A 24,049-nucleotide genomic window follows, 5' to 3' on the forward strand; every position below is an offset into this window, starting at 1 on the left:
TTATATAACTCCCATATCAAACAAATATTCATTTAAAATTTCGTAGTTTTTAAAAAACTTAAATTTTATTTTCATACTTTTATTGCTATATATTGTTATACTTTCTATTAAATTTAATAGTATTTCTCTATTTAAAATATCATTATCATTTAATATCAAAAAATTATTTAAAAATTCATTATTTATTATGTTTTTTTCAAATTCTTTCAAATTTTGTTCTAATACATTTAAATGGGCAATAAAATTATCTTGCTTGGTTATGTATTTATCTTTAATAAATATATAATCAACTTTACTTAAAACTCCATCTAAATAATCATTATAAAGTTTTTCATAATTATATTCTATATTTTGTATTTTTTCTTTAGTAATATTTATTTCTTTAATTAAATTTTGTTTATGTAAATTTATTTTATTAGTATATTCTTTAAATTCAATTATTTTATTAATATCTTTTGATAGTTTTATATTTAATTTTATAGTTTCTAAAATAGTTTTTAGTATAACATCTTCTCTTATACCTTTAAAATTACATTTATCTACTACTTTATATCTTCCTTCACAAATAATCCTATTTTGTATGTTAACTTTATTTAGTTCATAAGTTTTTATATTTACTCTTTTAGTAAGATTTCTACCACAACAACCACATTTTAATAAGCCTTTCAAAATATCTTCTTTTTTATTTGTATACTTATTTTTATTATATTTTAATGTTACATTTTCATTTATAGCTTGTACTTTATAAAATGTTTCTTTATCTATTATTGGTGTATGATTATTTTCTTTAATTATCCAACTTTCTTTATTAACAGGCAATTGTTTTTTATTATTTTCTACTCTTTTAGTATATTTACCTTGACATAAGTTTCCAATATAAATATCATTTTTTAAAATTCTATTAACAGCTTCTCTATTCCATTTTGTATTAGCATATTTATTAGATTTTAAAATTCCTATTTTATAAAAATATTTAGCAGGCGAATCTATATTTAATTTTTCTAATTTTAATGCAATATCACTACAACTATAATTTTGTAATCTCCAATTAAAAATATCTATAACAACTTGATTAACATTATTATCTATAATAATTTTACCTTTATTTTCTTTATCTTTTAAATATCCATAAGGTGCAAAAGCACATAAATGCTCTCCACTTTCTTTTTTCTGTGTTAAACTAGCTAAAATTTTTTTAGATATATCTTTCGAATAAAATTCATTAATAATATTTTTTAATTGCATAGATAATATATCATTACCATTAATATTATTACTATCAAACATATCATTAATAGCAATAAATCTTACATTTAAAAATGGTAATATATTTTCAATATAATTAGTACATTCTTTATAATCTCGCCCAAATCTTGATAAATCTTTTACTATAATACAATTTATTTTTTTTAATTTTATATCATTTAAAAGCCTTTGAAATTCATTTCTTTCAAAATTTCTACCTGTTTTATTATTATCCTCATAAATATCTATTAATTTAAAATCATCGTTTTTATTAATATAATCTAAAATTATATTTTTTTGATTTTCAATAGTACTTTCATCATTTGTATTATTATTTAAAATTGAAAGTCGAACATAAGCACCCACCTTGTATATTTTTTTTAAGCTAGTTGCATTATCTACTTTTCTGCTTTTTCTTGCCATACAAATATCCCCCTATAAATTTTCAAGTTCACTTAAAATTTGGGTTATTTGTTTGTATTGTTCTTCAAACCTAAATTTAATAGATATTCTTAAATCTTCATAAACATAAATTTTCTCAATTAAAGAAACAACTAATTTTCTATCTAATTTTTCAATATCTTTATATTGAGTAAAATATTTTATAAATTGTTGCTCCTCCGAATTTCCATCTATTAAGTTTTTTAATTTATTTTTTAATGTTTTAGTACTTTTTTCTAAAATATTTATTTTATCTTCTAATATTCCACTAAATTTAATATACTCATCTTTATTTATTAAACCATCTTTAAAATCTTCATATACTTTAAACTTACGTTCTTGTAATTTTATAATGCTATTTTTATTGTCATTAATGTTGGTATCTAATTTTTGTATTTTATTTTCTGTATATGATAATTCTTTAAGATTTTCTATCATTTTTTCAATATCTAGTAAAGCTTTTATATGTACTTTTATAGCTTGTAACACAGCATCTTCTATTACTATATCTCTAATGGAATGCTTTGTACAACCATTTTTCTTTATTGCACCAGAACAAACATAATAAATGTATCTTTTGTCTGGTTTTCCATAATTTTTTCTTATTAAAGTACTTCCACAATCTGCACAATATAAAATACCAGAAAGTAGAAATAATTTATCTTTATTAGTAGCTATTCTTGTATCAGAACGCATTAAACTTTGAACCATTTCAAAGGTATTTTTATCTATAATAGCTTTATGAGAATTTTCTGAAATTACCCATTTTTCTTTATCATTTTGAATTTTTTTCTTTACTTTATAATTTAAAGTAGTAGTTTTTCCTTGTTCTAACACACCAATATATACAGGGTTTGTTAAAATTCTTATTATAGCATTATGATGCCATTTTCCGATAGATTTAGATTTAAAGCCATTATTAAAATTTAGTCCTATATGTTTTTTATATTCTTGAGGTGATAAAATACCATCTTTATTAAGTTTTTCGGCTATTTTAATATGGGAATACCCTTCTAATTTTAATTTAAAGATTTCTTGTACTATTTTTGCAGCATATTCATCTACAACTAATTTATTTTTATCATTAGGGTCTTTTAGATAACCATATGTTGCAAATGCCCCTATAAATTGTCCATTTTTTTTCTTTATTTCAAGTTGGCTTCTTACTTTCATTGAAATATCTCTTAAATAAGCATCATTTATAAGATTTTTAAAAGGTACTATTAAATTTGTATTATCGCCGTTTATACTATCATAATCATCATTAATAGAAATAAATCTTACTTCCATAAATGGAAATATCTCTTCTATATATTTACTAACTTCTACAAAATTACGTCCAAATCTTGAAAAATCTTTTACTATAATACAATTTATCTTTTTTTGCTTTACTTCTTCCATCAACTCCTTAAAGCCAGGTCTCTCAAAATCACTTCCACTGTAACCATCATCAACTTTTATTGAAACTAGTTCAAAATCTTCTCTTTCATCAATAAAAGATTGTATTAAAGCTTTTTGATTTGTTATACTTTCACTTTCATTTTGTTTACCATCATCACGAGAAATTCTTAAATACATTCCAACTTTAAATTTTTTCATTTTTTTACACTCCTAGTGAATTATTTAATCAAAAAATAGTTAAAAAATCAACTAGAATATTTTGTGTCTTATTTTTTTTGAAAGTATATCACAAAATTTTTTATATGTCTAGTTGATTTTTTATGTATTTTATTAATTTTTAAAATGAGTATTAATGCAATCTTCAATTGTAATATTGTTATTACACTCATTATATGTAGTATTAACAATTATATCTCCTACTTTAAAAAAATATGGATTTTTTATTACTTTTAAAAAATTTAAAATTTTTAATTGATATGGTAAATTAGCATCTATTTTTATTTTGCTAATATCTACTAAATCTTCTCTTTTTACTTCTCTAATATCCATATTTTTTAATTTATCAAAGTCTATATTTTTATATAATTTTATTTCTTCTTTAGATAAATTATAACTATTAAACATATTATCTCTCCTTTTTAATTTAATATATTTAATTAGCTTTTTATTTATTCTAAAAATATATTTAAGCACATAATAATACAAAAAAGATAATCTATATAAAATATAGTTACCTTTTTTAATTAAATTAATTAATAATAAGTGTTTTTATTAAACTTTATTTTATTATATAAAATCTTCTGACTTATAAATATTATATCCTTCATAATAGTAACTTGCATCTATACCTTTTATATAAACTTGCCTATCATTTATTTTATCTGTGAGAGCTTGTTTTATTAGTACTTTTATTTCTATATCTTTTATAGGGCTTCTTTCCATTGCAAGTAAATAATCATTCTTATTTATTCTACCCCAATCTACAACCATTTTAATTTCTTTTTTAAGTATTAAGTCAAGCCAAATTCTAGTGGCTCTTCCATTCCCTTCTCTAAAAGGATGTGCTATGTTCATCTCTACATATTTTTCTATAATTTCATCAAAATTAGATTGCGGCATATTATCTATATAATTTAAAGATTGTTCTAAATACATAAGTGGAGCAAATCTAAAATTTCCTTTTGCTACATTTACATTTCTTATTGTACCTGCAAAATTATATATATCTTCAAATAAAAACTTATGTATTTTTGCTAAACATTTAAAGCTACCTACTTCACTATCTTCTATAATATTATTTTCAAATAATTGTATGGCTTTAGCTTTACTTATCTTTTCTTCCTGTCTAGCAAGTTCAGTATAATCTGTAATACCTAGCTTATTTTCTAATATCATAAACTTACTCCTTTTATAATGTTTGATAATATTATAACATAATTTATTATTAGTGTAAATCTATCAATGTTAATATAAAAATAAAATGAACACACAATTATTTTAAATATTATTTTTATTTTTCCTACTTAATATTATTACCTTATAATGATATAATACATATAATATATTTATTTTTTTATTAAAATATGAAAGTTATATACTTTATCTTAATTTTTTAATTGTATTCAAATCTAAATTAGTCAATCTCTACATTCACTATTTCTTTTTTATTATTTATAGTTTTAATATATATAATTGAAAGTTTATATCTTAAATATTCTTTTTATATGTCTATTTTTTTAATTTTAATGTATTTATTTTGTTATACTAAGTCAAAACAAATTAAAAAAAGAAACTAATATATTTTTATTTTATTTCAAAGCAAATATTATATTAAATCAAAAATCTACTTTTGTACTTAATATAATAAAGTTGAACCTTAAATTAATTTTTTATCTATATTATATACATAAATTTAATCATTATAAATAAATTATTTTATAATTTTAATATAACTTATTAGAAAAAATTAATTTATATTTCGCCTTCTTTAGCTTGATTCAAAATTTTTTCTATTCTTTTTTTTGTTTTATCTTTTATGTCTGAAGAATCTTCAATTTTATCATAAGCAAGATGATTTATATCAAATGGTACGGTTTTACAAATATCAGTTTCTTGAAAATAAAAAATCATACGAGATGTTCCAACATGTTGTAAGGCATATCCCACTTCTAACATAACATTATGACGTGCTCCTGTTAAATCTGCTATAAATATATCACATGTTCTTATATCTTTATACATTCTATCTCTAATATCAAATGTAGCAGTATCTAGAGTTCCTAAATCAGTTGATTCTAATTTTAAATCTTCTACAACAACTTCCTTTATTACCTTTCGTCTATTCATAGAATCTTTATAAGCTTTATCTGTTTCTTGTGGATACCATCTAGCAAGAAATACTTTTTTAGGAATTCTTTCATATATTGAATTATAAATATTTATTAAATCTTTAATACGTAAATTTTTTATATCTCCAATATTATTTTTATTTATACAAGATATAAATGCTTCATATTTTTCTTTTTCATTATTTAATTTATAAAAAGTCATTACTGCTAAAATAGATATATTATCTGTTATATTTGTTAATAATGATTCTCTAATTGAACTGTTAATTTCTGTAATATTTTCTCTAACTATCGAAACTAAATCTTTATCTTTTAAGTCTTTCTGATTATTTAAAAGATAATTAAATAATTCTATAAAATAAGTATATTTATTTTTACTTATAAATTTATTAACTTGTGGAAATAAAGTTAAATCAATACTTTTGCAAAGTTTCCTTGTATATAAATATTCTTTTCCAAAACTATTATCATTTTCTAAAACTTCATCACTAAAGAGCTGTTCACTTTCTATTATAACCTTTAAATTTTCTTCGGTTTTTAGTGGGACTTGTTTAGTATTAATATTATGAAATAATGCTCTACAAAACTTATCTGTTTCATCTTTTTCTCTAAATAATAATAAACAAAAAGGTATATTATAATTTTTAAACTTATCATTTTCAGAAACAGCACTCAGCCTATGATTTCCATCAATTTTCAAAAACTTAATAATATTATCTTCTTCAAAATCTATATAAATAGATTGGACTATATCACAATAATTAATATTTTTTCTATTATTAGAAATAGAAATATTAAAATTACCAATTTTTTTCCTTCTTAAAGGTTTTCTATATCTAATAGTTTCATATAATATATCTATAGCTAATTTATCAGCTTTATTAGCCGCAAGGTCAACACAAAGTATTACTTCCGGAAAAAAAGTAAAATTTCCACTATTTAAAAATTCCTTCATTTCCCCTGTATGCTCTTTAATTAAATCTCTCTGTATACCCTCAATAGATTGTGAACTGTTTGCAATATTTATCATTGGTGCAAAGCCACGTACACAAAAAAATTTTTCATAGACATATCTACAATACCAGTTAACTTCATAAGTTACCCTCCAATAATATTTTTTCTACTTTTTCTTTAGCTATTCGTACTATTTCTTCTGCTTCTTTTTCTAATTGTTTAGCTTTTAAACGGATATTTTTTATTTGTAAGACTATTTCGTTTTGTTTGCCATCATCTGGTATAGGAATATAAAATGACTTAATAATTGGAATTGTTATATTTTCTTGTACTGTACCTATTTTATTTTTTTCAAAATATTTTTTACCTATTATGCTATTTATAACATATGATACATACTCACTATTTAAATTATTTATAATAAATTTAATCATAAATGAACCAAAAGCAAAATTATTATGTTTTTTATCTACAACACTACAAATACCTATACTACCACTTCGTGATATTAATAAATCTCCAGTATTTACTTTACTACTACTTAATTTACTTTCCAAATCTGTTGGCAAATATACCATTTCATTACTATTAAGTTCATTTTCATTCAAATTTTTTATTCTTAATAATGGTATTCCACTATCTACATAACAATTATTTATAGATGCTCCATATGTTATATATGTAATAAAATCTCCAAGTTTTTTAGCTTTAAATTTACAATTTAAAATAGCATTTTCATATTTATTATATGAAGTCTTATGATAAAATACATCAAATCTGCTGTCTAAAACATTATTTGAATCTACATAGAACATTCTATTTTCAAGACTATCTTCTTCTTCTTTTGGTATATCAATACCAAGTTCATTTAAAATATAATTATTTATACTTTCAATAAGTTGTTTTGCTTCATTTTCTTTTCGTTGTTTTGTTTCATAAGCAATATCCATTATTTCAATTATTTTTTGTTGTATAGATTTATCTAGTTTGGGAATCAAAACTTTACTTAATTGTAAATTATTAATATACAAATGTGTAGTTTTTGTTGCAAGTCTAAATAATTGAATTTGTCCTAATAAACTATCTAAAAATATAGCAACATATTTAGGTATAAAATTATTATCATTTATAGAAATTTTAGCTAAGTTTTGACTAATATTTCCCATCAAATCATTATTATATATATATCCTATTTTACCAACACTTCCAACAACAGCAACCAAAATATCACCTTCACAACATCTAGAACGTTTTAATTCTTCATCAAATTCTAATGTTATATATTGGCTTTTTTTCATTTCATATATAGATATATCTTGAGAACGATAATATAAAATCCCTTTACTTTCAAATATACCACCTGGCGGTGTAGAACCATTTACTATTTTCTTACTAATACTTCCTAAAGTTTTATAAGTAGTTTCTTTTATTATATTTATTTTTTTTATTATTTCAGGCAAATAGTATTCAGAGTCAAGCCTTCTATCAAGTTCGCCCCAATTTAATATAAATAGCTTATTTTTATCAAAATTGGGGCTTAAAGAAAAGAACTATCATTTTCTTCTTCTATAGCATTTATAAATCTAGCTAATTCTATTGAGATATGTTCTAATTCATTTATACCTGTATTTTCACCTTTAGCATTATATCCTATATTTTCTGCTATTGCCATAAAAATAGGATAGTTTTTTAATCTTTTTCTAAATTTTTCATCAAATTTTTCCGTCAAAATTTCACGAATTTTTTCTATTTTTTCATCAAATTTTTCTATTATATCTTTTTTCTCTTCTTCTAATAAATTTAAATTAGCCAAATTTAATTTTTTTGCTTCTTTTATATTTTTTTGTATAATTTTTAGAGTTTTCTTTTTGTCATCAAGTAGTTTAAAAAGCTCCTTTCCTTCATCACTTTCTTCAAGTAATAAATTTTCTATTTCCTTCCTTGTTGTTTTTCTAGTTAATTTTTCATTTTTACTATACTTTTTTAAAAACATTACCGAACTTTTAACACCAGCTCCATTTGCGGTAAAAGCTGTTTGAGGCATAGATACAATAGCTATTATACGAAATGTTTCACTAATATAATTTCTAACATATTGCATACTACTATTTGTCAATATTCCATCCGGTATAACAATAGCTAAATATCCTCCAGGACATAAATATTTTTCAGCTTGTTCAATAAATAAAACTTCTGTACTTTGACTAGGACGTTTAGATACTTTACTTTCTGGGTTTAACCAATAACTATCTTTAATAGCTAAGGAATATTGATGTAAATACGCTTTTTCTGTTTGTTTTATAATAGAACCAAAAGGAGGATTTGTTATTATAAAGTCAAAAGAACCTTCTTTAAAGCCTATATTACCTGTACGCTTTATCAAATCTTCAGGGGCTAATAAACCATCTGCACTTACAACATTCGTGTGCCCATCATCATGAATAATCATATTCATTTTTGCAGTTCTTGCTATTTGTTCATTTATTTCTATACCAAAAAGATTGTTTTCTGCAAAACTATGCCAGTATTTAAACCAACGTTTATAAGCATTAACATCTTCTTTATATTTGGGATATATTTCTGTAGCTTCTCTTCTAACTTTATCTAATGCATGAAGTAAAAATCCACCACTTCCACAAGAAGTATCAAGTACTTTACTATCTTTTTTAATTGGTAGGCTATCTATTATAAAACTTACAATTTTTCTTGGTGTAAAATATTGACCAAAATCACCACGAAAAAATGAACCCATAAAAGTTTCAAATGCACGCCCTTTACTATCAAGATCTGTGTTTAGTAAATCAATTCCTTGCAAATATCCTACAACAGTTCTTATTTTATTAGCATTTAGCTTTATATCATCTTTAAATATGTCTGGATCATTTCTACGTTCTCCTAATTTACGTCCTTCTTCATAAAGATTTTTAATACGTTCTAATAATTTTATATTTGTTTCTTTTTCTGCTTCGCTTTTAGATTCTTCACTGCTATCTTTAGCTTCAATAGTTATTATTTGAAAATCATAAGCATCTCCTTCTAAACGGTCTTTTTTTTCATCAAAGATTTTACAAAAAATAAGTTTATCAAGCTCATCAAAAGCTTCTGATGGATTAAGTTCTCCACCACCCCAAAGAGCTTGATGTGCTTGTCTAAAAATATTTGTAAGCTCTGATTCTGTTACTTTTTGAAGTGGTAATACTTCTTGTCCATCTTCTGTTTTTCCACCATTATATCCATATTTATAAGAACTAATTTTTTCAACACCATATTTAGGAATATCTGATATAGATTCACGAAATTCACTATTTTTATCAAACTTATAGTATGTATCCTTAATACCTGAAGTAGTCCAAACATATTTAAGAGTACTTGCAGTAGCATGTGCATAGGAAAAAGCTTGATTAGTTGCCTGTATAAATTCTTGTTCAGAAATATTTTCTTTTTTACATTCAACTATAATATGAGGTAATTTTTGATTATTATCATTATATACTATAATATCAGCTTGTTTTATTTCAGAACCTATAGTCACAGAAACAAATTGTCTAATATTTTCAACAGGATATTTATATTGTAATACAAGTTTAGCGAATGTTTCAGCCTGAACTTTTTCTTCTGGATTATTATAATTTCTCGATTTATTTTCATATAAATATGTAATAATTGATTTATCTAAATTAAACTTAATTAATCCTTTATTTTCAGCTTCTTTAATATAATCTATTATTAATGGTTGCATTTTTTTCTCCTTATATCTAACAATAAATATTAATAGTATATATATATTTTAATATAAATTAGTAATTTTTACAATATAGCTTTTTATAATTAAAAATATAAATTATATATCTATTAAAACTAGTATAAACGAAAATAGTTTTACTTCAATTATGTTTTATTTTCATTAAAATAAATTTATAAACTTTACAAAATACATAAATTTAATATTGTTTGATTAATAAGTATATTTTGTTTAAATTTAGGTTGATATATTATTTCATATTTACCTTCACTATGTACACCTATAACTCCTATGTATTTCTTTGAATCTAAATAATGTTTATATTTTTCTAATATAAGTTGTCTCTTTTCTATTGGTACAACTACCCAACTTCTATTAACAAAGTCTAAATTTGTTTCTGCTTGTAACAATACCTTTTTTATATCACTTATCTTAAATTCAAATGCATTTACTTGATAATTACCTTGATACTTTTCAATAGTTACTAAATCTACATTTCCTTCTCTTATAGGACATTCAAATTGATATTTTTTAGCTCTATTTTTATTGTTATAAAACTTCCAAAATTTATATTTTAAATCTTTTTCATATAAAAACATTACTATCACTTCCTGTTTATTTTTTAATTTTAACTATAACAACAAAAAGACAAACCATAAGATTTGTCTTTAAATCAAAAATATAAAATTAATTTATAGTTATTTCTCTAGGGTCTGTGCCATATGTTGGTAACGGTTGTACATACCAATCATCCCATAAGTTACCTTTTATATATATAGCATTACCTGCAGTTTTTTGACTAACACTTGCACCGTTTGTCGTATGAGCTCCAATATATAACTGTCCTGAAGGTATCCAAGCATCAAAAACCATACTGTTTACAACATAAAATTCATTGTCAGGATACCATATCGGTGTAAAGTGTGTTCTATTTTGATATGTAGAATATGGATTTTTCTTAAATTCCATAATAGATTTATTTGAGCTTAAGTCTGTTACTTCTGATAATCTAAAATAATTTTTGAAATAAAAATCTGAAAAATAATTTATAGCATTTTGTGGTGCTATACCTACATTTGCTACAACTTCTGTATAATCTTCAAATGTACCATCAAGATGTTTTACTTTTGTTGTCTTTTTAACAATAAGTTTACTCTCTATTTTTTGTCTTATACCATACCCACTTTTTAATTTATATAAAAAACGTTGAGTATGTATACCAGCTTTACTATTGTGATATAAATCATAATTTTGAGATTCATAAGTTTTACATAAAGGGTCAGGATATATATTTAAAAATGTACCTAAATATGCTTTATATTCATAAGTTGTCCATATCCACTCTTCTTTATCTCGTACCCATTCTCCTTTATTATTAAAGATAGGTATACTTTCTAGATTTACATCATATTCAAGCCAACTTCCTTCAATATTATTATTTGCTATTGTTTGTGGGTCTTGAAATTTAAAGTTGCTATTTTTATCATCTGCGTCTGGATTTGGTGGTGTTTTTTCCTTTATTTCTACTATTTTTACACCTATATCATATTCATCTGTTTTAGATTTTAAATACGGCTTTCCTGTTATTTCATTATACTCAACTTCTTTATAACTTACTTTAGCTTTTATAACCATATCTTGAGGAGTATTAGGTGTATGCCATTTAACGTAAGCTATACCTGTTCCTTTAAACACTATACCACCACCATTGTCATTATCTGCCTTGTAATCTTTACCATCAATATTAAATGTTACTGTAACAGGATTTTTTATTTGTTTGTTTTGATAATATAACAAACAGTCAATACCTGTTAATTCTAAACTTGTATATACATCTGTATTTGCTCTGTACTCATAGCTAGGTGGTATTATTGGTGGTTTTTCAGGCTCTTCTGGTACAAATGTAACTGCACCTACACCAAGCATAGCTATGATTGTGTCATTTTTTTGTTTTGTATTAGTAGCTCCTGTCCATTTTTTAATACCAAACTCATCACGTTCTAAAAACATTGCAAAAGGTAAATTTAAGTGTGAAAAATTTTGTATCCAACTTTTATTTATGTATCCGTTTAATGCCTTATCATATAAAGCTATTTCTGTTGCAGTACAAGCTGTTACTTTGCCTTGTATTTTAGGATAACCTATAGGCTCAAGCATTAGTTTATACTTACCACTTATCATTTCTTCATAATTAAAGCCTGTTTCTTTGGCAAAATATTGCAAAAACTCTTTATCCCCAAAGTGTTTTTTAATAGTAGCTAAATCTCCACCTATTATTTTAGGTAATTTTGAATCAGGTTTTTTTAATATATAACTATTACCTTTATAAAAAGATAAATTTTGACTTTTTAAATACTGAAGCTTACTTACTTTACCAAAATGTACATCTATAGGTTGTCTAGGATTATTGGCAAAATCAATAGGCACAGTAACAGGTGCATTACTTTCTGTATCAACAAGTGTTACTCTTACTCCCTCATCTTGTTCATTATCTAGTATACTGTCAGATTTTTTACCGCCATTTTCATAATCACCACCATTTCCACCATTACCTATGTTAGTATTTCCATTCCTAGTTGTTCTTATGCTACTAGTCCTATCACTAACCATAGCTACTTCTATATTACTATCTTTTTCTATTTTTGATGTTTTAAATATATTTGATTTTGCAAAGCTAGTAACTACCATACCAACGCTTAAAATAATACAAAAAATCAAAAATGTATTATTTTTTTCACACTTTTTTATAAATCTCTTTATTTTTTGTGCTATATTGTTCATTTTATCCTCCTTTTTACATAAAAAAAGCACTCCATAAAAATGAAATGCTTTAAATATAATTGGTTATTATTGTCCTATTTGTATGCCTGATAACTTATAATGAGCTTCTTCTACTACACCACCACTCTCACTACCTGCTATCTGTTCATCAGTCCAACCATTAGCTTTTAATAACTCATCTACACTTTGTTCTTTAGGTATAGTGTTATTATTACTACTACTATTACTATTGTTAACAGGAGCTTTTGTTGTACTTTCTGTTTTTGGTTCTTTTGTAGTAGTTTGTGTTGTTGTAACTTTTTTAGTTGTTGTTTGTGTTGTTTCTTTAATAGGTGCTTTTGTTGTTGCTTGTGTAGTAACTTCTGTTTGTTTTTCTGTTACTACTTGTTTTTTCGTAGTTTCTTCTTTTTTAGTTGTAGTAATTTGTGTTTCTTTTTTTACAGATGTAGTTTCTGCTAATTTATCATTATTTTCTTTTTTGTTTTGTTCATCTTTAACTATTGTTGTATCTTGTTCTAATGATGTAGTTTCTGTGCTTTGTTCTTCATTTGTATTAGTAGTATTTTCTGTACTATCTTTTTCAGTTTCAGTAAATAATGTTGTATCTTCTTTTGTTGTATTTTCACTATTAACACTTGTTTTCTCTGTACTATTAGATACTAATTTACTCTCATTATTATTTAACACCATATATCCACCACCGCATACTAGCACTAACGCTAAAGCAGATATACCAATAATAATACCTTTTTTACTTTTACCTTCATTCTTCTTCATAATTTTTACCTCTCTTTTTATATTAAAAATATTAATTAAACTTTTATAAAATATATTTACAATCTTAATAATATAAGATATAATATCTATATAAGGGTAAGGTAACCGTTTAGAACGGTTTAGCCTGTAAGTTAATTGTTTTATTAACCGTAGACTATTGGCGTTAGTTTACGGTTTTCTTTTATATTACTTTTTATTATTATTTATGTAATTTAAAAGAGTGATTAATAAAATGTTACTACTTATAATAAGTGTTAAAACTTCATAAGTACTCATATTATCAACCCCCTTTCTACTCTTATGTAGAAAGGCTAAACCGTAATTTCCAAACCATTACCCTATTTGAGATTATATCATATATTTTTTACTTATACAACATTTTCTATTTCTTTATAAATTATTTTATCTTTTGGTAAACTTATGTTAAAATTTTAAAGGGGAGCTTTAAAATTAAAGGAGTTGATTTTATATGGATAACCTATTTTTACCATTCATTAATATGATTTACGATATTCTTAAATTTGGAAGAGTACTTATCCCAATAATTATATTTTTTATATTTGCTAAAAAAGCACTTAATTTTTATTATAATAATGATAATATTTACTATAGTGAAGAACAAATTAAAAATAGAATAAAGTTATATATTTTTTTTGCTTTCTCTATTTCAATAGTAATAATCATCTTAATTTCTATCATTATGTTTAAATTAAAATAATACTATAATAGTAGCTCTCCCTTATAAACTCCTTATCTAATTTTCAATAAATATTTTTCTGTTTCTTATACTTATATAAAGTTTTATAGGAATAAAAATTGTTATATAAATATTGTATTATAAATATAAATAAAGATATACTTATTTTCTCCTTAAATATGAAATATATAAAAATAATACCTAAAATTATATCTATTATATTATAAATAATTCTTTTCTTACACATTTAATATTTCACCCAACTTAATTGCCGAAAATAGTATTATACTAGATATTATACAAACGCTTACTGTTAATGATGATATTACAATAGCAATTTTTGTAGTATTATTTACTATGTTTAAGGCATATTCAAAATCATTTTTTTCTTTTTCACGTTTTATTGAAACCATAAATATTTCATACTCTTCTTGATTTAAATTAGTAATGAGGTCTTTAATGTTTATAAAATCTTTTCTTCCATAAACTTCAATTCTTACTTCTATATCTTCATCTTTTACCAATTCATTTAACATTTCAATAGATGTATTTTTATACTTTGCTAATTTTATTTTTTGTCTTTTATTATACCCTTCTAAAATTTTCATTTTTTCCTCCATTAATTTGATTTAGAAAAATTTGTAAAATTTACTTTCAATGGTATATTTTCTTGCAAAATTATCATTTTTATATATACGTTATAATTTATTATAACGTATATATAATTTATTTGTCAAGTATATATTTATGTATATTTTTCAAATTTCTTCCCATTTTACTATATTTTCTGTATTTATTACATATCCTTAGCAACGCTTAAAATAATACAAAAAATCAAAAATATATTACTTTTTTCACACTTTTTTATAAATCTCTTTATTTTTTGTGCTATGTTGTTCATTTTATCCTCCTTTTTCCATAAAAAAAGCACTCCATAAAAATGAAATGCTTTAAATATAATTGGTTATTATTGTCCTATTTGTTTTCCCATAGTCCCATCTGTACTATATTTCATCATATCAAATTCTTCAGCAATACTACCACTTCCATTTTGTATTTGCTCATCAGTCCAACCATTAGCCTTTAGAAACTCATCTACACTTTGTCCTTTAGGTATAGTGTTATTATTACTACTACTATTACTATTGTTAACAGGAGCTTTTGTTGTTGTTTCTGTAACAGGTTCTTTTGTTGTTGTTTGTGTTGTTGTAACTTTTCTAGTTGTTGTCTGTGTTGTTTCTTTAATAGGTGCTTTTGTTGTTGCTTGTGTAGTAACTTCTGTTTGTTTTTCTGTTACTACTTGTTTTTTCGTAGTTTCTTCTTTTTTGGTTGTAATAGTTTGTGTTTCTTTTTGTACAGATTTACTTTCTGCTAGTTTATTATTATTTTCTTTTTTGTTTTGTTCATCTTTAACTATTGTTGTATCTTGTTCTAATGATGTATTTTCTGTGCTTTGTTCTTCATTTGTATTAGTAGTATTTTCTGTACTATCTTTTTCAGTTTCAGTAAATAATGTTGTATCTTCTTTTGTTGTATTTTCACTATTAACACTTGTTTGTTCTGTGCTATTAGATACTAATTTACTTTCATTATTATTTAGCACCATATATCCACCACCGCATACTAGCACTAATGCTAAAGCAGATATACCAATAATAATACTTTTTTTACTTTTACCTTCATTCTTCTTCATAATTTTTACCTCTCTTTTTATATTAAAAATATTAATTAAACTTTTATAAAATATATTTACAATCTTAATAATATAAGATATAATATCTATATAAGGGTAAGGTAACCGTTTAGAACGGTTTAGCCTTTCGGTTTTGTTTTAATTTAACCGTAGACTATTGGAGCTAGTTTACGGTTTTCTCTTATATTACTTTTTATTATTATTTATGTAATTTAAAAGAGTGATTAATAAAATGTTACTACTTATAATAAGTGTTAAAACTTCATAAGTACTCATATTATTAACCCCCTTTCTACTCTTATGTAGAAAGGCTAAACCGTAATTTCCAAACCATTACCCTATTTGAGATTATATCATATATTTTTTACTTATACAACATTTTCTAAGTCTGCTTAAGAATATTGTATCTTATTAAATACCTTATTACTGAATTTATTAATATATCATATTTTTTAGCTATTTATTTACAAAATACATAAGTTTAATATTGTTTGATTAATAAGTATATTTTGTTTAAATTTAGGTTGATATATTATTTCATATTTACCTTCACTATGTACACCTATAACTCCTATGTATTTCTTTGAATCTAAATAATGTTTATATTTTTCTAATATAAGTTGTCTCTTTTCTATTGGTACAACTACCCAACTTCTATTAACAAAGTCTAAATTTGTTTCTGCTTGTAACAATACCTTTTTTATATCACTTATCTTAAATTCAAATGCATTTACTTGATAATTACCTTGATATTTTTCAATAGTTACTAAATCTACATTTCCTTCCCTTATAGGACATTCAAATTGATATTTTTTAGCTCTATTTTTATTGTTATAAAACTTCCAAAATTTATATTTTAAATCTTTTTCATATAAAAACATCTTTTTTCCTTTCTTTTTCAATATATAAAAAGACAAACTAAAAAGTTTGCCTTTATAATTCCAAGTCATAATCTTGTTCTCTATTGAATTTTAATTTAAGTTTTAAATTTTGTTTTTCTAAATCTTTTATATAATTTTTTAATTTCTGATTTTCTAGTTCTAATTCATTTATTTTATCTTTTTGTTTTAATTGATTTTCATAAATAGACTGTATATGCTCCATAGTCTTATTTATATCAAGCTCTTTTCCAGCTAAATTTTGTTTTAAATTTCTTTCCTCATTTATTTTATCTTTTATGTGATTTATATCCTTTCTTATAAAACTTTCTTCTGATAAAAGATTTTTTATATCTTTATTATCTTTAGAGATCAAATCTTTTATTTCTTTATGCTCTATTCTAATACTACCATTTTCTTTCAAAATATTTGTTAAACTTTGAATATCCTCTTCTAAATCTTCAAATTTTCTTTTAAAATTTTCTGAAAAATTGATAGTATTTTTAATCCAACTTAAAATTTTCATAATTATTATGGCTCCTAAAAATATAAATATTATCTTTACCATTTTTATCTCCTTACATAATATAGTATTTTAAAATTTAAGTCAAGGTTTATACATTAGACATTATTAATTTACAAAATTATTTTCTTTTTTTGCCTTAAATTTTTAAAATTAAAATACGGCTAATTCTTTGGCCAAGTATTTTAATTTTAAAAATCATTGAAAACTCAAAGATTTTAAATCTATTACAAAATCATTAATTTACAGATAATGGTAATCATACCACATATCTCCATCAACATATACAATAAATTTATAAATAAGATACCTACAGGTGTCCACACATCAAAGGCATATGTAAATTCCCTTTTTAATAATTTTCAAAATAATATTTAATAAGTTATAACATTACATTTCAATAATATATAATATTTATTTTTTGCTTCATTAAAACTTTTTTCATATAAAAACATTACTATGACTTCCTGTTTATTTTTTAATTTTAACTATAACAACAAAAAGACAAACCATAAGATTTGTCTTTAAATCAAAAATATAAAATTAATTTATAGTTATTTCTCTAGGATCTGTTCCATATGTTGGTAACGGTTGTACATACCAATCATCCCATAAGTTACCTTTTATATATATAGCATTACCTGCAGTTTTTTGACTAACACTTGCACCGTTTGTCGTATGAGCTCCAATATATAACTGTCCTGAAGGTATCCAAGCATCAAAAACCATACTGTTTACAACATAAAATTCATTGTCAGGATACCATATCGGTGTAAAGTGTGTTCTATTTTGATATGTAGAATATGGATTTTTCTTAAATTCCATAATAGATTTATTTGAGCTTAAGTCTGTTACTTCTGATAATCTAAAATAATTTTTGAAATAAAAATCTGAAAAATAATTTATAGCATTTTGTGGTGCTATACCTACATTTGCTACAACTTCTGTATAATCTTCAAATGTACCATCAAGATGTTTTACTTTTGTTGTCTTTTTAACAATAAGCTTACTCTCTATTTTTTGTCTTATACCATACCCACTTTTTAATTTATATAAAAAACGTTGAGTATGTATACCAGCTTTACTATTGTGATATAAATCATAATTTTGAGATTCATAAGTTTTACATAAAGGGGCAGGATATATATTTAAAAATGTACCTAAATATGCTTTATATTCATAAGTTGTCCATATCCACTCTTCTTTATCTCGTATCCATTCTCCTTTATTATTAAAGATAGGTATACTTTCTAGATTTACATCATATTCAAGCCAACTTCCTTCAATATTATTATTTGCTATTATTTGTGGGTCTTGAAATTTAAAGTTGCTATTTTTATCATCTGCGTCTGGATTTGGTGGTGTTTTTTCCTTTATTTCTACTATTTTTACACCTATATCATATTCATCTGTTTTAGATTTTAAATACGGCTTTCCTGTTATTTCATTATACTCAACTTCTTTATAACTTACTTTAGCTTTTATAACCATATCTTGAGGAGTATTAGGTGTATGCCATTTAACGTAAGCTATACCTGTTCCTTTAAATACTATACCACCACCATTGTCATTATCTGCTTTGTAATCTTTACCATCAATATTAAATGTTACTGTAACAGGATTTTTTATTTCTTTGTTTTGATAATATAACAAACAGTCAATACCTGTTAATTCTAAACTTGTATATACATCTGTATTTGCTCTGTACTCATAGCTAGGTGGTATTATTGGTGGTTTTTCAGGCTCTTCTGGTACAAATGTAACTGCACCTACACCAAGCATAGCTATGATTGTGTCATTTTTTTGTTTTGTGTTAGTAGCTCCTGTCCATTTTTTAATACCAAACTCATCACGTTCTAAAAACATAGCTAAAGGTAGGTTCATATGGCTAAAATTTTTAATATAGCTATTAGATACATATCCGTTCATTTTTACATCAAGTAATGCTAACTCTGTTGCAGTACAAGCCGTTACTTTTCCTGCTATTTTAGGATAACCAACAGGCTCTAACATAAGTTTATAATTACCACTTATCATTTTTTCATAATCAAAACCTGTTAAATTAGAAAAATTCTTTAGAAATTTTTCACTACCAAAATAATTTTTTATCGTTTGTAAATCTCCTCCTACTATTTTAGGTAATTTTATATCAGGTTTTTTACATCTATAACCTGCTCCATCATACATATTAACTTTTTTATTTTCTTTATAGTATAACTTATACCCTGTACCTAAATACTTTTGTATAGGTTGTCTAGGATTGTTAGCAAAGTCCATAGGGCTTGTAACAGGTTTATAAGTTTTAGCATCAACAAGTGTAACTCTTACCCCTTCATCTTGCTCATTATCTAATATAGTATCAGGTCTGCCACTACCACCATTATCATAATCTCCATCGTTACCACCATTTCCTATATTAGTATCTCCCTTTGCAAATATACTCACACTATTAAAACAAAAAGAAAAAATTAAGATAATAGCTATTATTGTTTTAATCTTCTTCATAGTTTACCTCCTTAAATTTACATATAAAAAAGCACTTCATAAAATGAAATGCTTTAAATAAATATTATTTATTATTGTCCTATTATAACATCCATACTACCCTCTGACATGTCAAAACGTTCTACACCACCTACTTCACCTGTATCTATTGTAGGTCCAAGTATTTCTTCTGCTTTGTCCCAAAAGTTTTCATCTGTTATTTCATCTTTAGATTTGCTATTTCCACCACCGTTATTAACAGGAGCTTTTGTTGTACTTTCTGTTTTTGGTTCTTTTGTAGTAGTTTGTGTTGTTGTAACTTTTCTAGTTGTTGTCTGTGTTGTTTGTTTAATAGATGCTTTTGTTGTTGCTTGTGTATTAACTTCTGTTTGTTTTTCTGTTACTACTTGTTTTTTCGTAGTTTCTTCTTTTTTAGTTGTAGTAGTTTGTGTTTCTTTTTGTACAGATTTACTTTCTGCTAGTTTATTATTATTTTCTTTTTTGTTTTGTTCATCTTTAACTATTGTTGTATCTTGTTCTAATGATGTAGTTTCTGTGCTTTGTTCTTCATTTGTATTAGTAGTATTTTCTGTACTATCTTTTTCAGTTTCAGTAAATAATGTTGTATCTTCTTTTGTTGTATTTTCACTATTAACACTTGTTTTCTCTGTACTATTAGATACTAATTTACTCTCATTATTATTTAGCACCATATACCCACCACCGCATACTAGCACTAACACTAAAGCAGATATACCAATAATAATACCTTTTTTACTTTTACCTTCATTCTTCTTCATAATTTTTACCTCTCTTTTTTTATTTTATTAAAAACTTATCAATTAATATATTTTTATTCAGTTCCTCATAAATATTGTCTTTATTATAACTTTCAACTTTTACAATTTCTTTTCTTAAAAATTTATCAAATTTATTAAGCAATTTTACTAATTTAGGTATAATTTTTATCAAAACAAATTTTTTTAATACTAATTTAAAATATTTAATTGGTTTTCTATTTTTTAAAAATAGTAAATTTAATTCTACTATATTATCTAATATTTCAATTAGCTCTTGTTCTTTATTATCTATAACACTTGTAATCTCTTTTTTAATGAATTCAATATTTTTTTCAGAAAAAGCAAAAGTTTCTTTGTTTAGTTGGAAAACATTAACAAAAAGTTCTTTTTTATATAAACACTCATTAATAAGGTATATATTTCTTTCAATATGATTTTTTAAATAAGGATACCTTTTTATAATATTATCTTCTTTAATAAAATCATATTTCTTATTTATAATTAATATTAAATTTTCTTTTTCATAAGTATATCTTAATATAGCGTGCTTTATAGGTAAATAAATAAATTTTTTAAGTATCAGAAATAAAATAAATATAATTAATAAAATAACTATAATAATTAAAAATTTATTCATAATAATTCTCCTTTTATTTACTATTAATACATAGTTAAACTTTGTTTAGAGAGTTTATCATTTAAATCTTTAATGCAAAGATTTAAACTTGTGATAATTGCTTCTTTATCTTCTATATTATTATTTAATATCTCAATAGTCTTATCTTTTCTATTTAATAAATAAAATATAATAAGTCCTGTAAAAATTAAGATAAATGCACAAATAATAATTAATTTTGTTTCGCTTGTATTATCAATAAATTGTAATATTTTATCTAAATTTTTACTTAAAAAATTTTCTATTTTAGAAAAAATACTCTCCATAATAAACTCCTTCATAATATAATAGTATTAGATATTTTATATATTAATACTACCATATAATATTAAATCTATCAAGTTTGTTTTATTAACGACTTCTTATATCATCATTTATACTATATTTCTATACTTATTACTTAATAACATTATTTTTTCCCTTTACTATAACTTTTAAATTTCTTAATTTTATATATACGTTATAATTTATTATAACGTATATATAATTTATTTGTCAAGTATATATTTATGTATATTTTTCAAATTTCTTCCCATTTTACTATATTTTCTGTATTTATTACGTATCCTTTTATATAAATATACTGGTCTTGAGATTTTATTATCTTACCTTTTAAATCTAAAAATCTAACACCAGAGCTTGTCTTTTCTATAACTTTTATCTTTACATCTCTTTTACAGTTACTAATATCTATCACCTACTTTATCTAATATTAAAATTTAAATTTTTAATATATGTGTACCTTTTATTAATTTCATCTATTATATTAAGATGTTTATTTTAATATTTAGCCGTATGTTTAACAGATACTTTAATAGGTACAACAACATTAAATTCGTTACCAAAAAAGTTAATAGGATATTCAAAGTTATATCTTGTTGTTATAAGAAATTTTTGCGTACCACTACGTATAGGTTCATTATTTACATTTACTTTTATATTGTTAATAGCATATAATTTTTCTCCATTTGCTCCAACTTTATTTAAGTTATAGGCATCTACTAAATTTAATTTGTCATTTTTAGTCAAATATTGTATTAAGCTAGTAGTATCGTCTATGTAACTCTCATAAAAACCTATACCATTTGGACGATACCCACCTGAATAACTTTCACGTGAAGTATGATAAACTTTTGCATAATTTCTTTGTACTGTTGCTATTGTTGCACTTTGTACTATTTCTCTACTATTTGTTATTAAAAATATTATGTTCATCATCGTAAAAATCAAATAAAAGATAAATAATATCAAAAATAATTTTCCAAATCCAATTGTTGTAGTGCTTATACCCTTTTCTTCTGCAAACTTATTTTTTATTAACCTAAATTTTAATTTCATCACTTCCAATATACTTCACCAACTCCACTAGCACTTTTTTTTATTTTTATATTTATATCTAAAAAAGGTATTTTTAGTTTATAAGGCAATTCAACTGTACAAGTTATACTTTCCATAAATTCTACTTTTCCAGTTTTACTAAACTTCACAACAGGGTCTATTCCTATTGAATTTTTTAATTTTTCTATTTGTTCTAAAGATTTATCTCCAACTTCTCCATAAAGCTCTGCAATACGTACTGTTTCATTTGTAAATTGAGCAACTTTATAGTTCATATAAAGCAAATTACAAAAACCTATTATAGCAAACAATACGATAAATAATATTATTAAAATAACTCCCATTTCGATAGTGTTATCTACTCCTTTTTGCTCTTTTAATTTAGATTTTATTTTTTTTAGCATTTTGCACCTTCTTTCTAAAAATTAGGTAAACTTCCCATAATCATTGCAGTTATACCAATAACACATAGACTTATAAGAACATAAGTTTCATACTTTTTAATTTTATCTGGTAGCAAACTTGCTTCTTTTCTTTTTTGGTTTATATACATACTTTTAAATGAAGTTGATAACCTTGCAAAATATTCTCTGTTATTTTCGCCACGAGATAATGCAATAAGCCCCCTACATACATCTGATAACATAGGAGAATTTATTCTTGTTTCTAGTTTTTTTAATGCAGATATTTCATTACTTGTACGCATTTCAGTTAAACAACGTTCTAAGTGTTTTCTAAAAACAGGATTTGTTCTATTTTTAAAAGCTTCTAAAATTCTTACTATATTTGTATCTATAAGTAATTCTTGCTCAATAGTTGTTGAAAATCTGTAAAGCTCACTATCTATAAGGTCTTTGTTTTTTGATATTTGATTATATGGATATTTTTTATGTTTATTATAAAGCCAAAAACCATATACTATAATAATAAGTGTCATAATTGGACTTATTATTATAGTAACAAAACCAACTAAGCTATAAAATATTAACTCTGACAATCCTTCTGCAATATATTCCTCTGGCTTTTTATCTATATTGGCTAGAAAAAGTGTTTTTTCTAACTTTTTTCTTTTAAGCTCATCTATTTTTATAAAATCTAATATTTTATAATATATTTTCGCTTTAAATTCTGTTAAAAAACTTTCGCTTTTAGTATTAGTTTTAAATCTTCTAAAAGGCTTTACATAGGCACTATCAGGTATTTTAAATATATGTTTTAAAATATTGTATAGTCCATACCCAAAAAATACACCTGCTAATAATTCCATAATA

The 24,049-nt window shown here is 23.5% G+C and carries 24 protein-coding genes; all 24 read right to left on the reverse strand.

Translation table 11 applies throughout. From position 1 onward, the window contains the following. The 24 genes from NBW53_RS06970 to NBW53_RS07085 all read right to left on the reverse strand — a co-directional run bounded on the left by NBW53_RS06970 (position 1) and on the right by NBW53_RS07085 (position 24,045). On the reverse strand, positions 1 to 1,668 hold the full coding sequence (locus NBW53_RS06970) for a recombinase family protein (protein ID WP_250277550.1): 1,668 nt from the start codon (positions 1,666 to 1,668) through the stop codon (positions 1 to 3). A gap of 12 nt (positions 1,669 to 1,680) precedes the next feature. Then, positions 1,681 to 3,285: a recombinase family protein gene (locus NBW53_RS06975; protein ID WP_250277552.1), complete on the reverse strand. Its 1,605-nt coding sequence runs from the start codon at positions 3,283 to 3,285 to the stop codon at positions 1,681 to 1,683. A 132-nt stretch (positions 3,286 to 3,417) separates the two neighbouring features. Further along, positions 3,418 to 3,711, reverse strand: coding sequence for a DUF6870 family protein (locus NBW53_RS06980; RefSeq protein ID WP_250277553.1), 294 nt, complete (start codon positions 3,709 to 3,711; stop codon positions 3,418 to 3,420). Positions 3,712 to 3,873: 162 nt separating this feature from the next. Further along, a complete protein-coding gene (fic, locus tag NBW53_RS06985; RefSeq protein ID WP_250277554.1) occupies positions 3,874 to 4,482 on the reverse strand; it encodes a protein adenylyltransferase Fic in 609 nt (202 codons plus the stop codon). A gap of 576 nt (positions 4,483 to 5,058) precedes the next feature. Further along, a complete protein-coding gene (locus NBW53_RS06990; RefSeq protein WP_250277555.1) occupies positions 5,059 to 6,465 on the reverse strand; it encodes a ParB N-terminal domain-containing protein in 1,407 nt (468 codons plus the stop codon). Between the two features lie 61 nt (positions 6,466 to 6,526). After that, positions 6,527 to 7,849, reverse strand: a complete 1,323-nt coding sequence (locus tag NBW53_RS06995) for a restriction endonuclease subunit S (RefSeq protein ID WP_250277556.1) — start codon at positions 7,847 to 7,849, stop codon at positions 6,527 to 6,529. A gap of 77 nt (positions 7,850 to 7,926) precedes the next feature. Beyond that, positions 7,927 to 10,128 (reverse strand): restriction endonuclease subunit M, encoded by a 2,202-nt coding sequence (locus NBW53_RS07000; protein ID WP_250277557.1) that lies wholly within the window; start codon positions 10,126 to 10,128, stop codon positions 7,927 to 7,929. 185 nt (positions 10,129 to 10,313) lie between these two features. Continuing rightward, positions 10,314 to 10,730 (reverse strand): hypothetical protein, encoded by a 417-nt coding sequence (locus NBW53_RS07005; RefSeq protein ID WP_250277558.1) that lies wholly within the window; start codon positions 10,728 to 10,730, stop codon positions 10,314 to 10,316. 88 nt (positions 10,731 to 10,818) lie between these two features. Beyond that, positions 10,819 to 12,912, reverse strand: a complete 2,094-nt coding sequence (locus NBW53_RS07010) for a hypothetical protein (protein WP_250277560.1) — start codon at positions 12,910 to 12,912, stop codon at positions 10,819 to 10,821. Positions 12,913 to 12,978: 66 nt separating this feature from the next. After that, positions 12,979 to 13,689, reverse strand: coding sequence for a hypothetical protein (locus NBW53_RS07015; protein WP_250277561.1), 711 nt, complete (start codon positions 13,687 to 13,689; stop codon positions 12,979 to 12,981). A 186-nt stretch (positions 13,690 to 13,875) separates the two neighbouring features. Continuing rightward, positions 13,876 to 13,965, reverse strand: a complete 90-nt coding sequence (locus NBW53_RS07020; protein ID WP_250277562.1) for a putative holin-like toxin — start codon at positions 13,963 to 13,965, stop codon at positions 13,876 to 13,878. 660 nt (positions 13,966 to 14,625) lie between these two features. Further along, positions 14,626 to 14,994, reverse strand: coding sequence for a hypothetical protein (locus NBW53_RS07025; RefSeq protein ID WP_250277564.1), 369 nt, complete (start codon positions 14,992 to 14,994; stop codon positions 14,626 to 14,628). A gap of 359 nt (positions 14,995 to 15,353) precedes the next feature. Beyond that, on the reverse strand, positions 15,354 to 16,079 hold the full coding sequence (locus tag NBW53_RS07030; protein ID WP_250277565.1) for a hypothetical protein: 726 nt from the start codon (positions 16,077 to 16,079) through the stop codon (positions 15,354 to 15,356). Between the two features lie 186 nt (positions 16,080 to 16,265). Then, a complete protein-coding gene (locus tag NBW53_RS07035) occupies positions 16,266 to 16,355 on the reverse strand; it encodes a putative holin-like toxin (RefSeq protein WP_250277562.1) in 90 nt (29 codons plus the stop codon). Positions 16,356 to 16,543: 188 nt separating this feature from the next. Further along, complete coding sequence (locus tag NBW53_RS07040; protein ID WP_250277566.1) at positions 16,544 to 16,981, reverse strand: hypothetical protein; 438 nt, start codon at positions 16,979 to 16,981, stop codon at positions 16,544 to 16,546. A 31-nt stretch (positions 16,982 to 17,012) separates the two neighbouring features. Beyond that, positions 17,013 to 17,483 (reverse strand): hypothetical protein, encoded by a 471-nt coding sequence (locus tag NBW53_RS07045; RefSeq protein WP_250277567.1) that lies wholly within the window; start codon positions 17,481 to 17,483, stop codon positions 17,013 to 17,015. A 540-nt stretch (positions 17,484 to 18,023) separates the two neighbouring features. Then, positions 18,024 to 19,985 (reverse strand): hypothetical protein, encoded by a 1,962-nt coding sequence (locus NBW53_RS07050; RefSeq protein WP_250277568.1) that lies wholly within the window; start codon positions 19,983 to 19,985, stop codon positions 18,024 to 18,026. A gap of 71 nt (positions 19,986 to 20,056) precedes the next feature. Continuing rightward, positions 20,057 to 20,764 (reverse strand): hypothetical protein, encoded by a 708-nt coding sequence (locus NBW53_RS07055; protein WP_250277569.1) that lies wholly within the window; start codon positions 20,762 to 20,764, stop codon positions 20,057 to 20,059. A gap of 19 nt (positions 20,765 to 20,783) precedes the next feature. Next, the gene (locus NBW53_RS07060) at positions 20,784 to 21,401 is read right to left on the reverse strand and encodes a hypothetical protein (protein ID WP_250277570.1); all 618 of its coding nucleotides are present in this window, start codon (positions 21,399 to 21,401) and stop codon (positions 20,784 to 20,786) included. Positions 21,402 to 21,424: 23 nt separating this feature from the next. Next, complete coding sequence (locus NBW53_RS07065; RefSeq protein WP_250277571.1) at positions 21,425 to 21,706, reverse strand: hypothetical protein; 282 nt, start codon at positions 21,704 to 21,706, stop codon at positions 21,425 to 21,427. 254 nt (positions 21,707 to 21,960) lie between these two features. After that, positions 21,961 to 22,137, reverse strand: coding sequence for a hypothetical protein (locus tag NBW53_RS07070; RefSeq protein WP_250277572.1), 177 nt, complete (start codon positions 22,135 to 22,137; stop codon positions 21,961 to 21,963). Between the two features lie 83 nt (positions 22,138 to 22,220). Next, positions 22,221 to 22,778, reverse strand: coding sequence for a hypothetical protein (locus NBW53_RS07075; protein WP_250277573.1), 558 nt, complete (start codon positions 22,776 to 22,778; stop codon positions 22,221 to 22,223). Further along, on the reverse strand, positions 22,778 to 23,182 hold the full coding sequence (locus NBW53_RS07080) for a DUF4320 family protein (protein ID WP_250277574.1): 405 nt from the start codon (positions 23,180 to 23,182) through the stop codon (positions 22,778 to 22,780). The genes NBW53_RS07075 and NBW53_RS07080 overlap by 1 nt, the downstream gene beginning before the upstream one ends. A 14-nt stretch (positions 23,183 to 23,196) precedes the next feature. Continuing rightward, positions 23,197 to 24,045 (reverse strand): hypothetical protein, encoded by an 849-nt coding sequence (locus NBW53_RS07085; protein WP_250277575.1) that lies wholly within the window; start codon positions 24,043 to 24,045, stop codon positions 23,197 to 23,199. Positions 24,046 to 24,049 lie beyond the last annotated feature (4 nt).

This window comes from [Clostridium] colinum, from assembly GCF_940677205.1.
Lineage (GTDB): Bacteria > Bacillota > Clostridia > Lachnospirales > CAG-274 > Tyzzerella > Tyzzerella colina.

What these genes read in the sequence shown, in the direction of transcription:
- NBW53_RS07085 (WP_250277575.1), bottom strand. Translation starts at nt 24,045, where the DNA reads ATGGAATTATTAGCAGGTGTATTTTTTGGGTATGGACTATACAATATT.
- NBW53_RS06970 (WP_250277550.1), bottom strand. Translation starts at nt 1,668, where the DNA reads ATGGCAAGAAAAAGCAGAAAAGTAGATAATGCAACTAGCTTAAAAAAA.
- NBW53_RS07080 (WP_250277574.1), bottom strand. Translation starts at nt 23,182, where the DNA reads ATGCTAAAAAAAATAAAATCTAAATTAAAAGAGCAAAAAGGAGTAGAT.
- NBW53_RS07020 (WP_250277562.1), bottom strand. Translation starts at nt 13,965, where the DNA reads ATGAGTACTTATGAAGTTTTAACACTTATTATAAGTAGTAACATTTTA.
- NBW53_RS07065 (WP_250277571.1), bottom strand. Translation starts at nt 21,706, where the DNA reads ATGGAGAGTATTTTTTCTAAAATAGAAAATTTTTTAAGTAAAAATTTA.
- NBW53_RS07005 (WP_250277558.1), bottom strand. Translation starts at nt 10,730, where the DNA reads ATGTTTTTATATGAAAAAGATTTAAAATATAAATTTTGGAAGTTTTAT.
- NBW53_RS07055 (WP_250277569.1), bottom strand. Translation starts at nt 20,764, where the DNA reads ATGAAGAAGAATGAAGGTAAAAGTAAAAAAGGTATTATTATTGGTATA.
- NBW53_RS07060 (WP_250277570.1), bottom strand. Translation starts at nt 21,401, where the DNA reads ATGAATAAATTTTTAATTATTATAGTTATTTTATTAATTATATTTATT.
- NBW53_RS07025 (WP_250277564.1), bottom strand. Translation starts at nt 14,994, where the DNA reads ATGAAAATTTTAGAAGGGTATAATAAAAGACAAAAAATAAAATTAGCA.
- NBW53_RS07050 (WP_250277568.1), bottom strand. Translation starts at nt 19,985, where the DNA reads ATGAAGAAGATTAAAACAATAATAGCTATTATCTTAATTTTTTCTTTT.
- NBW53_RS06975 (WP_250277552.1), bottom strand. Translation starts at nt 3,285, where the DNA reads ATGAAAAAATTTAAAGTTGGAATGTATTTAAGAATTTCTCGTGATGAT.
- NBW53_RS07045 (WP_250277567.1), bottom strand. Translation starts at nt 17,483, where the DNA reads ATGAAAATTTTAAGTTGGATTAAAAATACTATCAATTTTTCAGAAAAT.
- NBW53_RS07015 (WP_250277561.1), bottom strand. Translation starts at nt 13,689, where the DNA reads ATGAAGAAGAATGAAGGTAAAAGTAAAAAAGGTATTATTATTGGTATA.
- NBW53_RS07000 (WP_250277557.1), bottom strand. Translation starts at nt 10,128, where the DNA reads ATGCAACCATTAATAATAGATTATATTAAAGAAGCTGAAAATAAAGGA.
- fic (WP_250277554.1), bottom strand. Translation starts at nt 4,482, where the DNA reads ATGATATTAGAAAATAAGCTAGGTATTACAGATTATACTGAACTTGCT.
- NBW53_RS06990 (WP_250277555.1), bottom strand. Translation starts at nt 6,465, where the DNA reads ATGATAAATATTGCAAACAGTTCACAATCTATTGAGGGTATACAGAGA.
- NBW53_RS06980 (WP_250277553.1), bottom strand. Translation starts at nt 3,711, where the DNA reads ATGTTTAATAGTTATAATTTATCTAAAGAAGAAATAAAATTATATAAA.
- NBW53_RS07035 (WP_250277562.1), bottom strand. Translation starts at nt 16,355, where the DNA reads ATGAGTACTTATGAAGTTTTAACACTTATTATAAGTAGTAACATTTTA.
- NBW53_RS07075 (WP_250277573.1), bottom strand. Translation starts at nt 22,778, where the DNA reads ATGAAATTAAAATTTAGGTTAATAAAAAATAAGTTTGCAGAAGAAAAG.
- NBW53_RS07030 (WP_250277565.1), bottom strand. Translation starts at nt 16,079, where the DNA reads ATGAAGAAGAATGAAGGTAAAAGTAAAAAAAGTATTATTATTGGTATA.
- NBW53_RS07010 (WP_250277560.1), bottom strand. Translation starts at nt 12,912, where the DNA reads ATGAACAATATAGCACAAAAAATAAAGAGATTTATAAAAAAGTGTGAA.